The sequence below is a fragment of the Phaeobacter sp. S60 genome (assembly GCF_000826845.1).
GTDB lineage: Bacteria > Pseudomonadota > Alphaproteobacteria > Rhodobacterales > Rhodobacteraceae > Phaeobacter > Phaeobacter piscinae.
On record NZ_JSWJ01000009.1, the window covers coordinates 13,175 to 27,777 of the forward strand.

The window sequence follows — 14,603 nt, forward strand, 5'->3', positions numbered from 1 at the left end:
GAGGTCAAGGCTCCAGGTTTAGGACTGGGGCGTTACGGTCAACCTGATAGGCGCGTGCACCAGTTGATTTGATCACTTGCACATCTACGCTCTGCGCATGCGGAAAGGCCGTGAAATAGGCAAATGTCATGTTACTCAACGCCTCAGGTTTCGCACAATCTAGTGTGTAGTTTGCATGAAACTCGGAGTGGGCAGCATGCTCTGCGTGACTGTCATTATGGTCACTATCATGCTCTTCGTGTTCATGTTCCTCATGTTTGGCGTCATCATGTTTTTCATGATCCTCATGCCCGTGATCATGTGTGCGCTCCTCATGCGGGTGTTCGTCAGCGTGATCCTCATGTTCCTCCCCGCCTGCGAGCGCTGCATGCGCATCCACTATGCTGCAGAGCGCTGAATCCGGGACAGCGAACAACTGCAAAGGTGAGCTGAGTGTGGCAAGCGCTGTGTTAACTGCAGAGATATCAGCCTCACTTTTGGCGGTGTATTCAAACCCGACAATATCTGCCCCTGGGGCTTCGAATTCCATTGAGACCGTTGTGTCTTCGATCGCAATGTTGAGCGTCCCAACGCCATGTTCATGGGCATCAAGTTCGCGCGTGCCTTCTGCCACTGCAGGCAGAGCGGCGACAACAGCAAGCAATGAGAGGGTTCGTTTCATGATTATGATCCAATATGTAAACAGTCGTTCAGGCAGCACATGCGCCGCACAATCCGTGGATTTCGACGATATGACGCACGGCATGAAAGGCATTCTGGCCGGTCAGGGCCGTGAGTTTCGGTAGCAGCTCGCTACCGTCATGTTCGTCAACCGTGCCGCAATCGTCACATATCGCCAAGACAGGCACGCTCTCGGCGTGGCTGCAACGGCAGGGCACAAAGGCATTGATCGATTCAAGGCGATGGGCGCGCCCCTGGTCGGCCAGCGCCGAAAGTGTACGATACACGGTCGGCGGCGCGATATTAGGTTCAGCTATCTGAAGTTGCTCAAGAATTTGATACGCGGTCATCGGCTTATCGCATGCTTTCAGCACGCTCAGTACATCCAGTTGCCGAGCAGCAGCACGCTTTCTCATATCAAGGCTCCTTCTCTCTGTGGTTTGTTATTTTATAATGTAACAAAATTAAAGATGTGAATCTTCTTACCACCTCCTAGATCACCTGCTGAGAGCCGTTGTCCCGATATAGCGCATCCTTGCGCTCAGCAGGAACTGTCACCTGTCGCGGGTGCTCTCTCAGTCTTTGGTTTCGGTGCGCGGAACCGTAAATAAAAAGTCGTCTGGGAGAGACTGTTCGGTGAGCTCATTCGGAATTACATCCGGGCCACTTAGAAATACATTGGTGCTAAAATGCGCATGCATTCGGGACAGCTTGCGCAGCCTGTCGCCTGTGATTTTCTGGTACAACACTCGCATGTCGTCGCGGTTTTTTAACTCATCAATCTGCTCCCGATGCCGCCGACAGACATAGTCGTGCGCGGCGGCTATATCCGGGTCACGCAGCAGCCTTGCCATTTCTGCCTCCAGTTCGGGGATCAGGCGTTGAATGGATCGCTCTTCCTCGGAATTATTATTCATTCGAAACCAGTAGGGGAGGCCTTGATCTCGTTCTGTGTGGTTCACACGGCCACGATCCCGTTTGACCAAAAAACTCTCAGCACTGCGCACCGCATAGTGATTGAGCTGCACCAGATCATATCCGTAGGTTTCAATGGTCGAGCGCCAGCCGCTACGGAACATCTGTTGTGGCATAGCCTGCCCGGATCCGTTCACCCAATGGATATCCTTCCAGTGGTGCGGTCGCAGCCCCTTGGGCCGGTGTACGCCGAGTTTTCTGAAGATGCCCTCATTTCGGAACAGCGTTTTGAAGCCCCATGCCTGGTGAGGTCGGCGCGTGATTTCGCGGGCGCATCGTGTGAACTCTCGTGTGACCAGCTCACCTGAGAATTTCGACACATTATTGTTGCCGAACAGGCGCCACGTCATGGAAATCATATTGGCGCCTTGCATCGCTGCAAAAAGATCGCTGAGATGTCCGTTACCGCATTTGATGTTGATGAATTCATCAACATCCATACAGACGATCCAATCAGCGTCGCGGATAAGGGGCTCCTGTTGAGCCGCCTGAAAGGCTGCGTGCTGTGGGGTTGTGTCGGTGTCGCGGCAGGGGTTGTCACGATGCTGGACAATTCCCTTGTCCTGCAGAACCTTCAGAAGAGCAGCGGTGCCGTCCGTGCAATCGTTGGTGTAGACGAGAAAATCATCGACACCGATGACCCGGTGGTAGGCCAGCCATTCCAGAATGAACGGCCCCTCGTTTTTCATCGTCGTGACCACCGATGTCCGGGTTCCCGCGCTTGGGTGGAGCAGAGGTTTCTTTTCGGGCATACGCACCGGATTGCCGCCAAGATGATCCCGCGACAGTGTCAGCAGTTCCGGCGATTCCAGCAAGCTTCCTTTTGCCACGAGATGCGAGATGTTCCGTGTTGGATGGCGCAGGACCATGTTTCGAAAGAAATTTGACGGCTGGGTCGGTTCGGCTGTGGCTCCGATAATCTGGCTTTGGTGCCATATATGGCCGTCCTTGTTGCCGCGAGGCGCAACGCACCAACGTGGATGGCGGATATTGCTATCAAACGCGGTGTAGATGTGATCAGCGAACGCGGCATCTAGGTTCCGGCGAACGCGCCACGGATAGGTTTGTGTTCCAAGTAAGCGGATATATTTGTCGCCTGCCTGCACTGCGCGGTCGAATATATTCGGCTCCGAATGCCGGGCCAATAGGTCACATAGATCTATGTTTGCAACGGCGCGCGCGTCGCTTAGGAACCGTCTCCGGATAATTTCATAGATCAGAAATTCGCCCAGAGGTGCTCTCCATGGATCTATGGGCGGCGACTCTGGCCAATCTCTTTTTGGGGCGTCCCGAGCGTTCGAAGGGTGCGCTTCTGCAGGCAACCCTTTCTGACCCAGTGGGATTTCCGAGTGTATCACGACTACTTTGATTAGCCCTTCGACAGTCTGCGCCAATTTACGCAACTCTCTGATGAAAAGGCGACTTTCATTGGGGGGGGCTTGGTCGATAATGACAGCCGCCTGCATTCCATGCTGCGTTACATGATATTGCATCCACGTCGCGGCTGTTTCCGGGCTTTCACCATTGCGGATCGCAAGCAGCACATTGAGGCCGGCAAACAAACTGGTTTCCGGGGGTTCCGCAGTGAGACTGAATGATTGACCCAGTATATTGAGCTTTACCGGCTCAGCAGGGCTCGTCGTTGGAATATCAAGGATCACAGCCCCGTTTCCGCTCCGACTTGGTGAAACAGTCGCATCCGGTGTTGAGATATCTTCGACCAGAGTGTCAGATTTGAAGAACAGACTGGCCAGATAGCCGGTGCTTTGGGGTAGAAGAACGCAGTCCAGTAGAGTGGTTTCTGCGAGACATTGCGCGCCCAACTGACGTTCCAGAACCTTATCCGATGTCATCGCGAAACCTGCATGCGTCATTGAATATCCGTAGCGATTTCTTTTAAGTACCATGGCTTTGTAAATCTGACCTGTCAAAAATGACGATCAATGCTCGGGTGCTAAGCAAGGCGTCCTCTCTCCGAATGCAAACGGATATTCCATATCATTTTGCCAAGAAGCTACCGATACGAACTGGTTGTTCCCCCGGTCCAGCGACGGAAGGCGCGGTGAAAGTTGGCGGCAGACGAAAAGCCAAGGTCATCGGAGATGTCCTCGATGGATTTGTGACCTGCCCGAAGATCACGAATGGCGATATCGCGGCGCAAAGCGTCCTTGATGGACTGAAAGGACGTCGCCTCATCCTCCAGTCGTCGCATCAGCGTGCGGGGTGTCACATTCAGCATCGCGGCCGCGTCACCCAGACGGCAGTCTTCCCAGTTTGACCGATAAAGAAAATCCCGAATTTGAAGGGACAGCCGATGCTCACGAAAGCCAGTGAAGATCCAGTCCCGCGGCGCCCGATCCAGGAATGCCGCAAGCTCCGCCGGGCTACGAGGCTGCGGGGGCCCCAGCTGTTGCGGATCAAATGAAATCGCAGAACACAATTGAGAGAAGCGCACGGGGGCCGGAAAAATAACCCCGTAGTCCTGCGCAAAATCTGGCTGGTCAAATGCAAACTGCACAGCTTGTACTGGCACCTCGTAGCCTGCGAGCCAAGACAGCAACCCATGCGCCAATTTCAGCAGGAGCATATGCCCAAAACGGTGTACCTCGGGCGAACCACGTGGCACGAGGCTGAGCGTGATTTTTAATTTTTCTGATTTTAGGTCAATGTGATAGTCGTCCAGTATCAGGTTCCAAAACGTTGAGAACCGATAGAGTGCCGCCGGCAGAGTTCCGGCTTCGCGCACAGTTGTGAGCAGGTGTTGAAGCGCCCGAGGGCGAACCGGACGGCTCCACAGGCCAGGCATCTCATCGCCGGTTTCTGCGGCAGCAATTTGATAGAGCTTAACGATCTGATCCAGTGTAACGCGCTGAGTGGCCCTGTTCGCCTCGGGCTTCGAGTTGGTAAGCTGGCGAAGCCCGCAGTGGGACAGGATCCTGTGTATCTGATCTACATCACAACAAGACTGAAGAGCTGACAGCCAGTCTTCAATGAAAGGCAATGAAACGGTTGCCAGCGTGTCTGGATTAGGGCGTATCATAGAGGCGATAGAATACGTCGATTTGTCACTTTCGGAAAGTCGTTTGTCAAATTCTGGGATGGGCAGGCTATTGGCCATAGCTTAGACAATCGGCAACAGCTAGCACAGCAACGAGGCGCCAATGACCTATGAAGCTCCGATCCGCGACATGATGTTCAATCTGGACCATCTCTCGCAATGGCCGCAGGTCAGCGCGCTTGAGAAATACGGTGAGATTGATCGCACTGATGCCCGGGCCGCGCTGGAGGAATTGGGTCGGTTTTGCACTGATCTGATCGCGCCGCTATCGGCTGTCGGCGACACCACGGGGGCTCGGCTGGATGGAGATAAGGTCGTTCTGCCAGAAGCCTTTGCGGCTGCCTATGCACAGTTCGTCGACATGGGATGGCAGAGCCTGGCCCACCCAGTCGATCACGGTGGAATGGGGCTGCCCCGCGTGGTTGGCGCGGCAGCGACCGAAATTCTAAACGCGGCAGACATGAGCTTTGGCCTCTGCCCGCTGCTGACAGATGGGGCCATCGACGCGCTGCAATTGTCGGGAACCGAGGCGCAGAAAGAGCTCTATCTTCGTCCGCTGGTCTCCGGCCGATGGACCGGAACTATGAACCTGACGGAGCCACAAGCCGGCAGCGATCTGGGGCGGGTGCGTTGCAAGGCCGAGCCGCGCGCGGATGGCAGCTACGGGGTCAGCGGTACCAAAATTTTCATCACCTATGGCGCGCATGAGCTGTCGGAGAATATTATTCATCTGGTTCTGGCCCGGACGCCGGGCGCGCCGGAGGGCCACCGGGGGCTAAGCTTGTTTCTGGTGCCCAAGTTCCTTGTTGATCAGGACGGCACACCCGGCGACCGCAACAGCGTCAATTGCGTCAGTATTGAACACAAGCTGGGGGTACGGGCGAGTCCCACTGCGGTCCTGGAGTATGCCGATGCCACGGGCTACCTGATCGGGGAGGAAAACCGCGGTCTTGAATACATGTTCACCATGATGAACGCCGCGCGGTTTGCGGTTGGGGTGCAGGGCGTCGCTGTTTCCGAACGCGCCTATCAACACGCGCTGTCCTACGCCAAGGAACGGGTGCAGGGCCAGGCGATCGGGCTGGACCCCGACCAGACAACGGCGATCATTGGTCATCCCGATGTGCGCCGGATGGTTCTACGTATGCGAGCATTGGTCGAAGGGGGACGCTCTCTGAGTATGGCTGCGGCCGGTTGGCTGGATTTGTCCCAAAACGGCGACGATGACATCCGCGCCGAGACCGCGCCGGTGGCTGAATTTCTGGTTCCCTTGGTCAAGGCGTTCTGTTCGGAGCGGGCGGTTGAGGTGGCATCGCTGGGGGTGCAGATCCACGGCGGCATGGGGTTCATCGAAGAAACCGGTGTGGCGCAGTTTTACCGGGATGCGCGCATTCTGCCGATCTACGAAGGCACCACCGCGATCCAGGCCAACGACCTGCTTGGGCGCAAGGTATTGCGAGACACAGGTCAGACGGCGCGCCGGTTCTCCGCTATGATTGCAGACACTGAGGCTGCGTTACAGACAGGAAGCGCCAAACTGCAGGATATCGCGGCATGCCTGGGTAAGGCGAGGGCGGCGTTTGATACCAGCCTGTCCTGGGTGCTGGAAACCGCCGCCAATGATCCCAGAGCCGCATTTGGTGGCAGCGTGCCCTTCCTCAACCTCACCGGGACGCTTGCTGCTGGCTGGCAGTTGGCGCGCGCCGCGCGCGCTGCTGAGGCAGAACAGCACAGGGGGAATGAGACCGAATTCATGGCGCAAAAAGTAACCACAGCGCAGATATTTGCGCATCACGTTCTGGTCGAATGCGAGAGTGATCGTGCGCGCATCATGACGGGCGCAACCAGCCTTCTTGATGAAGCCAGCCAGCTCTGACCTCTGATAAAATATATGCCTCCGGGCACACCTCCTAGTCCGAAAGGATCCAGCCATGTTGGCAAAAGACAGTTTCAGCTCATATCAAAACCTCGCAATCGACGTGCGCGACAACGGTGTCTGCGTCGTGAGCCTTGATCGCCCCAGCAAGCGCAACGCGCTCGATACCGCCACGATTGAGGAACTGGTCCAGTTCTTCAGCAGCGCGCATCGCAAGGGGGTAAAGGCGGTGGTCCTGGCCGGGAAGGGCGACCATTTCTGCGCCGGTCTGGATCTGGTGGAGCACTGGAAAGAAGACCGAAGCCCCGATGAATTCATGCATGTCTGCCTGCGCTGGCATGAGGCGTTCAATAAGATGGAATATGGCGGTGTACCGGTGATCGCAGCACTGCAGGGCGCGGTGGTTGGAGGCGGTCTGGAGCTTGCCAGCGCCGCCCATATTCGCGTGATGGATCAAACCACATATTTTGCCCTGCCAGAGGGTCAGCGCGGGATCTTCACCGGAGGTGGTGCCACCATTCGCGTGTCCGATCTGATCGGCAAATCCCGCATGATCGACATGATCCTGATGGGGCGTGTCTATCAGGGGCAGGAGGCTGTTGATCTGGGGCTGGCGCAATACATCACTGATGGTTCCAGCTTTGATAAGGCGCTTGAGCTTGCTGATCGGGCAGCCGAAAACCTGCCGCTCACCAATTATGCCATCTGCTCTGCGATCAGCCACCTCAACAATATGTCCGGCATGGACGCAGCTTACGCCGAAGCCGTTGTCGCAGGCGTGGTGAACACGCAACCGGCCGCCCGCGCGCGGCTTGAGGCTTTCGCCAATAAAACCGCGGCTCGGGTGCGGCCGAACGACTAGCGCGATATTGGTCCCGTCAAGCCGACGAGGGGAGGGCGGGTCCGCGTCGCAGGGGAGCATTGCGGGTGGGTGATGCCGCCTTGACTGGCCTGACCGAATGTAGCAAAGCTTGGGGTATGACTAAGGCCAGAACAGGGGCAGCACTGCTGTCCCTCTCCCTTGATCGCGACAGTACAGACACGCTTCAGGCGCAGCTCCTTGTGCAGCTCAGGCGTTTGATTCTGGACAGAATGATCGCTCCGGGATCAAAACTCCCCTCCAGTCGAGCGCTGGCCGAAGAGTTGTCGGTCTCTCGGGTGACGGTCTCTGCGGTCATCGATCAATTGATCAGCGAAGGCTATTTAGAGGGGCGCGCCCGGTCCGGCGTCTATGTCGAAGCAGAATTGCCGGATCAGCTGCCAGAGGCGCAGTCCAGCACTGCGGCCTCTGTGGATCAGGGCGGGGTCGACATCCTTCCGGAAAAGGCACCCCCTGTCGCGCCCGCGCCCTTGCAGCCATTTGATACCTCCGCACCCGAACTGATGCTGTTTCCTTACCGGCAATGGGCGCGTCATCATGATCAGACCTGGCGCAGGCCGGATGCGGCGCTGCTGTCGCGTGTTGATCCATTTGGCTGGCCGCCTCTGCGGGAGGCTATCGCGGATCATCTGCGTGAATGGCGTGGATTGCCCTGCACGGCAGACCAGATTTTCATCACATCAGGTGTTGTCGAAGCCATCGGCCTGATCGCTGCTACAACGCTAAACGAAGGAGACGATGTGCTGACCGAGGAGCCGGGATACGCCGTCCTGAACCGGGCTGTGCACCACAACCGGCTTGTCTCTGTTCCGTCGCCGGTTGACCAACAGGGGTTCGATATCAAGACGGCGCTTCAAACGACCCCTCGGGCGAAGGCGGCGATCGTGACCCCATCGCGCCATTATCCGCTGGGCGTCACGATGCCACTGTCCCGCCGGCTTGAGCTGATTGAATGGGCCGTCGCCCGCAACGCCTATGTGATCGAAGACGACTTTGACAGTGAATATCGGTTCCAAGGTCAACCGCTTCCCGCCATGATGAGCCTCAGCAATCAGGATCGGGTGATTTACGTCGGAAGCTTCTCTAAAGTGATTTTTTCCGCATTGAGGCTCGGGTTTGTGGTTTTCCCGAAGTCAATGTTGCCCAAGGTGAGGTCAATATCACCCCAAATAGATCAGCAGGCATCGCTGATGCTGCAGCCGGTCCTGGCACGGTTCATGCACAGCGGTGATTTCGCCATACATATCCGGCGTATGCGGCGCCTATATGCCAAACGGCAGGTGGCAGCCTTGCAGGCAATCAAGCTACACGCCGCCGATCTTCTGATTGTCGATCCCGTGCCTGCCGGCATGCATCTGGTCGCCAATTTGACGCCAGACCTACAGAGCCGCATGAGCGATACTGAAGCTGCAAAACGAGCCAAATCCGCCGGAGTGACTGTTCAGCCTTTGTCGTCATTTTTTGCCGGACCACCTATGCGCCAAGGGCTCGTCATGGGGTTCGCGGGATTTTCGGAGGAGCAATTGGAGAACGGCGTTCGAGTATTAGCGGCGGCCTTGAGAGCCTGACGCCCGATGCAGTTGATTGCATTAGTATTAACATAATCCGCATTACCGTATGATAGTGCGAGCCTGGGATCGCACTACATTTCAGTGTGACTGCTACAGGTTGAGGTGCTTTGCGGCCAAGGAATGCCGCGCATTGATGCGATCAGGCAGGTGCAGATAGGGGCTGCGGCTCATGTATCGATCAACCCTATCAACGATTCCAAACATGTCTCTTGAAGAGCCTAGCTTGCGGCAAGAATACTCAGAAAACCAACGGAATATGTTAGCTAAACCCACACGAAATGTCATGGACGGCGAACACCTGAGCGTTGAACATAAGGGGCTCGGCAGAGCAAGGATGCAAAAACCAGGCATAGGCTCTCCCGTCAGAGCAACCTGAAAGTCTGAATTGTCGATTCTGACATGAATCTTGTCCGAAAGCGCATCGGCAGCCTCAGCTCATTTCACGGCAACTGTTCTCGCAAGGAACAGGAGCCGCTATGCGATATTCTGCGTTTGGACTGATCAAGGAAGCCCTCAGCGGGCACAAGGGCTGGCGCCCGCAATGGCGTGATGCTGCGCCGCAGGCGGCCTATGATTATGTGATCATTGGCGGTGGCGGACATGGTCTGGCGACGGCCTATTATCTGGCCAAGGAGTTCGGCGGCGCGCGGATCGCGGTGCTGGAGAAAGGCTGGATCGGTGGCGGCAATGTCGGGCGGAATACCACGATCATCCGCTCCAACTATCTACTGGATGGGAATGAGCCGTTTTATGAGTTTTCGCTGAAGCTCTGGGAAAATCTGGAACAGGACCTCAACTACAACGCCATGGTCAGCCAGCGTGGTATCCTGAACCTGATCCATAGCGACGCGCAGCGCGACGCGGCTCGGCGCCGTGGGAATGCAATGATCCTCAACGGGTCCGACGCCGAGCTTTTGGATGCAGATGGCGTGCGCGCAATGTATCCGTTCCTGAACTTCGACGATGCGCGCTTTCCTATTAAAGGCGGCCTTTTGCATCGGCGCGGCGGCACGGTACGCCATGACGCGGTGGCCTGGGGTTATGCCCGTGGTGCCGATCTGCGTGGTGTGGATATCATCCAGAACTGCGAAGTCACCGGCCTGCGTATCGAAAGCGGCAAGGTGCTGGGCGTTGAAACCTCCCGGGGGTATATCGGGGCAGGCAAGGTCGGCGTCTCGGTTGCCGGCAATTCAAGCCGCCTGATGGCCTTGGCCGACATGCGCCTGCCGATCGAGAGCCACGTCTTGCAAGCCTTTGTTTCAGAGGGGCTAAAACCCTTTATTCCCGGTGTGATCACCTACGGCGCAGGGCATTTTTATTGCAGCCAGTCAGACAAGGGTGGGCTGGTCTTCGGTGGTGATATCGACATGTACAATTCCTACGCACAGCGTGGAAATCTACCGGTCGTCGAAGATGTCGTGGAAAGTGGCATCTCACTGATCCCGGCTCTTGGGCGGGCGCGCCTGCTGCGCAGCTGGGGTGGTATCATGGATATGTCTATGGATGGCTCCCCCTTCATCGACAAGACCCATATCGAGGGCCTCTATTTCAACGGCGGGTGGTGCTACGGCGGGTTCAAGGCCACGCCGGCAGCCGGCTACTGCTTTGCGCATCTTCTGAAAACCGATCGTCCGCATGAGACCGCGACCGCCTACCGGCTGGATCGTTTTATGTCCGGTCACATGATCGACGAAAAGGGCCAGGGCGCCCAACCGAACCTGCACTGAGGAATTGTCCAGATGATTATCAACCATCCGCTGCTTGGGCCCCGCGACGCGCAGGAGTTCACCTATTTGGGCGACGCTGGCCTGATAAACCGCCCCTACTGGCTGTCAGAAACGGCCCTGCAGCAGTTCCACGACTATCTGTATCTGCGCAAGAACCCGGCGGGCGAACATCGCGAACTGTGGTTCCACGAACAGGGCGACCGGTCCTGGCTGGTGGTCACCCGTAATACCACGACCCATGAGATCCTGAGGGTGGAACTTGCCCGGGATGTGGCGCTTGCCAACAAGGCGGCGAATACCTCGCAGGAGCCGCAGCAATGAGCCAGAGATCCGTATTGAAAAATCGACTCGCGGGCGGCCTTATTGACCACGGTGCACCGCTGTCGTTCCAGTTCGACGGCAAGACTTACGGGGGTCATCAGGGGGATACGCTGGCATCTGCGCTGCTGGCCAATGGTGTTCGGCTGATGGGGCGGTCCTTCAAATATCATCGCCCACGTGGTGTGCTGACCGCCGGCAGCGAGGAACCGAACGCGCTGGTTGAGCTGCGCTCTGGCGGGCGTCAGGAACCCAATACCCGCGCCACCGTTGTGGAGCTATATGCAGGGCTGGAGGCCCAATCGCAGAACCGCTGGCCGTCGCTTGAACATGATATGATGGCGATCAATGACCGGTTTTCGAATTTCCTGACCGCAGGGTTCTATTACAAAACCTTCATGTGGCCGAAGGCGTTCTGGGAAAAGCTCTATGAACCGATCATCCGCAAGGCGGCCGGGCTTGGCAGTCTGACCGGGGAGGCAGACCCTGATGCCTATGACAAGGGATACCTGCATTGTGATCTGCTGGTCATAGGCGCGGGACCGACAGGGCTGGCGGCGGCGCTGACCGCTGGCCGCGCTGGCGCACAGGTCATCTTGGCGGATGAGGACTATCGCCTCGGCGGGCGCCTGCTAAGCGAAACCGAAGCGCTGTCGGAAGTGTCTGGCACCGATTGGGTGGCGCAGACACAGGCGGAGCTGGCTACGATGCCAAACGTCCGCGTCATGCCACGGACAACCGTGTTTGGCGCCTACGACCACGGCATCTACGGCGCGGTTGAACGCAACGCAGACCATCTGCCAACGCCCGCAGCAGGGAAACCGCGCCAGACGCTCTGGCGGATCTATTCCAAACGGGCGCTGATTGCGACCGGGGCGATTGAACGTCCGATCGCCTTTGAGAACAATGATCGTCCGGGCGTGATGCTGGCGGGGGCTGCACGGGCCTATGCCAACCGCTGGGCGGCGACACCGGGCCAGTCTGTGGTGGTTTTCGCCAATAATGACGATGCCTATCACACCGCTCGTGATCTGATGGCGAAGGGGGTGGAGGTGCCCGCAATCGTCGATGTGCGCAATGACGCGCCAACCCTGTCGGGCACCGAGGTTCTCGCCGGGGCCGAAATTATCGACACCAAGGGGCGTCTCGGCTTGTCGTCGGTCACTGTGCGTCTGGCAAATGGCCAAACCCGCACCATCACCTGCGATGCACTTGCTGTTTCAGGGGGCTGGAATCCCAATCTCGGCCTGACGTGCCATCAACGGGGCCGCCCGGTCTGGAATGACGCGATCCAGTCCTTTGTACCGGGGGATGGGCTGCCGACTGGTCAACTGGTCGCCGGCGCAGCTGCGGGGGAGATGTCCACCGCACAGGCTTTGAAAGGCGGTGCAGAGCGCGCCGCTAAGGCGCTTAACGATCTTGGCATCTCAGCCCGGGCTGCGGACTTGCCGCAAGCTGAAGACGCGCCTGTATCGCTGACGCCATTCTGGCATGTCAAAGGCGCCAAACGCGCCTGGCTTGATTTCCAGAACGATGTGACCGTGAAGGATGTCAAACTCGCCCATCAGGAAAACTTCACCTCGGTGGAGCATCTGAAGCGCTACACGACCCTTGGTATGGCGACAGATCAGGGAAAAACCTCGAACCTCGGCGCCTTGGCGGTGATGGCGGAGCTGACCGGAAAATCCATCCCGGACACCGGCACCACCATCTTTCGCCCCCCCTACACGCCAGTTGCTATGGGCGCGCTGGCGGGCCGTGCTGTTGGCAAGGATTTTCATCCGACCCGCCTCACCCCCAGCCACAAATGGGCCGAGGAACAAGGCGCTGTCTTTGTCGAGGTTGGCAACTGGCTGCGGGCGCAGTGGTTCCCCCGTGATGGTGAGACCCACTGGCGCCAGTCTGTGGACCGCGAAGTGCTGCAGACCCGTAGTTCTGTCGGCATCTGTGATGTAACCACATTGGGAAAGATTGATGTGCAGGGCGCGGATGCGGCGACCTTCCTCAACATGATCTATGCCAACGGATTTGCCAAACTGCCTGTAGGCAAGGTCCGGTACGGGTTGATGTTGCGGGAGGATGGCGTTGCTTATGATGATGGCACCGCCGCGCGGCTTGCCGAGGATCATTTTGTCGTCACAACCACCACGGCCAATGCCGTTCTGGTCTATCGCAATATGGAATTTGTGCGTCAGTGTCTCTGCCCTGATCTGGACGTGCAGCTGATTTCGACAACCGAGGCCTGGGCGCAATACGCCGTCGCCGGTCCCAATGCGCGTAAGCTGCTGCAAAAGGTCGTCGACCCTCAGTTCGACATCTCCAACGAAGCGTTTCCCTTTATGGGATGCGGTGAGATCACGGTCTGCGGTGGGTGCCGGGCGCGGCTATTCCGCATCTCTTTCTCGGGTGAGCTGGCCTATGAAATTGCCGTCCCAACCCGCTATGGCGATGCGCTGATGCGCGAGATGATGGCCGCAGGGGAGGAATTCGATGTGACACCCTATGGCACCGAAGCGCTCGGCGTGATGCGGATCGAAAAGGGGCATGCCGCCGGCAATGAACTAAACGGAACCACATCTGCACTAAACCTGGGTTTGGGCCGCATGGTCTCAACCAAGAAGGACAGCATCGGCAATGTGCTAAGCCGCCGCGACGGTATGAACACAGAGGATGCGTTGAACCTCGTCGGGGTGCGCCCCGTGAATTCCAGCGATGGTGTCGCTGCCGGGGGACATTTGATGGCAAGCGATGGGCCGGTCGATGCGGCGCATGATCAGGGATATGTGACTTCTGCCGCCTATTCACCCATTTTGCAAAGCGCGATTGGGCTGGCCTTTGTCAAAGGCGGGTCAAACCGGATGGGCGAGCAGCTGCGTCTGGTCAACCCACTGGAAAACCAAACCGTTCTGGTTGAGATTGTCAGCCCTCATTTTGTAGATCCCGAAGGGGAGAAACTCCGTGCATAAATTGGCCCCCCTCTCCCCACTTGGCAGTGACACCCCCCGGGTGGACACGATTGGCAACCTGACCGTATCCGAAGTGACAGACCGGGCGCTTGCCTCAGTGGCGGCTCGCAAAGATCAAGAACCGGCGCTGCGGGCAGCTCTTGCAGAGGCCTATGAGATGGAGCTGCCAGAAGTTGGCGGTTCGTCACAGGCTGGTACACTCTCGGTCTTTTGGACTGGACCGGATCAATGGATGGTTTCAGGGCCATATGCTCAACACGAGCTGCTGGCCCGCGATTTGAAACAGGTGGCTGGCGCCACAGCATCGGTGGTGGAACAGACGGATGGCTGGTGTCGGTTCGATGTCGCGGGCGCTGCCCTGTGTGATCTGTTTGAACGGCTCAGCAACGCGCCGGTCCGCGACATGAAACCCGGATGCGTCATTCGCGGCACTTTGGAGCATCTTGGCGTGTTCCTGTGGCGCCTTGACGAGGATCGCATGGCTGTTCTGGGGCCGCGCTCCTCTGCTGCATCTCTGCATCACGCGCTGATCACTGCCGCCCGCTCCATCGCTTAAGATTGGGATCTGGATG

The 14,603-nt window shown here is 57.7% G+C and carries 11 protein-coding genes; 7 read left to right on the plus strand and 4 right to left on the minus strand.

Annotation, left to right across the window (positions count from 1 at the left end; all coding sequences use genetic code 11):
* Positions 1 to 4: 4 nt before the first annotated feature.
* The 4 genes from OO25_RS09180 to OO25_RS09195 all read right to left on the minus strand — a co-directional run bounded on the left by OO25_RS09180 (position 5) and on the right by OO25_RS09195 (position 4,675).
* Positions 5 to 661 (minus strand): DUF2796 domain-containing protein, encoded by a 657-nt coding sequence (locus OO25_RS09180; RefSeq protein WP_040179784.1) that lies wholly within the window; start codon positions 659 to 661, stop codon positions 5 to 7.
* A gap of 28 nt (positions 662 to 689) precedes the next feature.
* The gene (locus OO25_RS22500) at positions 690 to 1,076 is read right to left on the minus strand and encodes a Fur family transcriptional regulator (protein ID WP_082035310.1); all 387 of its coding nucleotides are present in this window, start codon (positions 1,074 to 1,076) and stop codon (positions 690 to 692) included.
* 159 nt (positions 1,077 to 1,235) lie between these two features.
* The gene (locus tag OO25_RS22185) at positions 1,236 to 3,509 is read right to left on the minus strand and encodes a glycosyltransferase family 2 protein (protein ID WP_242407015.1); all 2,274 of its coding nucleotides are present in this window, start codon (positions 3,507 to 3,509) and stop codon (positions 1,236 to 1,238) included.
* Positions 3,510 to 3,649: 140 nt separating this feature from the next.
* Positions 3,650 to 4,675, minus strand: a complete 1,026-nt coding sequence (locus OO25_RS09195; protein WP_040179786.1) for an AraC family transcriptional regulator — start codon at positions 4,673 to 4,675, stop codon at positions 3,650 to 3,652.
* A gap of 121 nt (positions 4,676 to 4,796) precedes the next feature.
* Between OO25_RS09195 and OO25_RS09200 the strand changes: the two genes are divergently transcribed.
* The 7 genes from OO25_RS09200 (at position 4,797) to OO25_RS09230 (ending at position 14,587) form a co-directional block, all read left to right on the plus strand.
* Entirely contained in the window at positions 4,797 to 6,569 is a 1,773-nt protein-coding gene (locus OO25_RS09200; protein WP_040179787.1) for an acyl-CoA dehydrogenase, read from the plus strand.
* A 55-nt stretch (positions 6,570 to 6,624) separates the two neighbouring features.
* Positions 6,625 to 7,431 carry a methylthioacryloyl-CoA hydratase gene (dmdD, locus tag OO25_RS09205; protein ID WP_040179788.1) on the plus strand — a complete coding sequence of 269 codons (807 nt, stop codon included), beginning with the start codon at positions 6,625 to 6,627 and terminating at the stop codon, positions 7,429 to 7,431.
* A 116-nt stretch (positions 7,432 to 7,547) separates the two neighbouring features.
* Positions 7,548 to 9,017, plus strand: a complete 1,470-nt coding sequence (locus OO25_RS09210; protein WP_040179789.1) for a PLP-dependent aminotransferase family protein — start codon at positions 7,548 to 7,550, stop codon at positions 9,015 to 9,017.
* Positions 9,018 to 9,496: 479 nt separating this feature from the next.
* Positions 9,497 to 10,747: a sarcosine oxidase subunit beta family protein gene (locus tag OO25_RS09215; RefSeq protein WP_040179790.1), complete on the plus strand. Its 1,251-nt coding sequence runs from the start codon at positions 9,497 to 9,499 to the stop codon at positions 10,745 to 10,747.
* Between the two features lie 12 nt (positions 10,748 to 10,759).
* The gene (locus tag OO25_RS09220) at positions 10,760 to 11,068 is read left to right on the plus strand and encodes a sarcosine oxidase subunit delta (RefSeq protein WP_040179791.1); all 309 of its coding nucleotides are present in this window, start codon (positions 10,760 to 10,762) and stop codon (positions 11,066 to 11,068) included.
* Positions 11,065 to 14,031 (plus strand): sarcosine oxidase subunit alpha family protein, encoded by a 2,967-nt coding sequence (locus OO25_RS09225; RefSeq protein WP_040179792.1) that lies wholly within the window; start codon positions 11,065 to 11,067, stop codon positions 14,029 to 14,031. Before OO25_RS09220 ends, OO25_RS09225 begins: the two co-directional genes overlap by 4 nt.
* Positions 14,024 to 14,587, plus strand: a complete 564-nt coding sequence (locus OO25_RS09230) for a sarcosine oxidase subunit gamma (protein WP_040179793.1) — start codon at positions 14,024 to 14,026, stop codon at positions 14,585 to 14,587. The genes OO25_RS09225 and OO25_RS09230 overlap by 8 nt, the downstream gene beginning before the upstream one ends.
* The last annotated feature ends 16 nt before the right edge of the window (positions 14,588 to 14,603 follow it).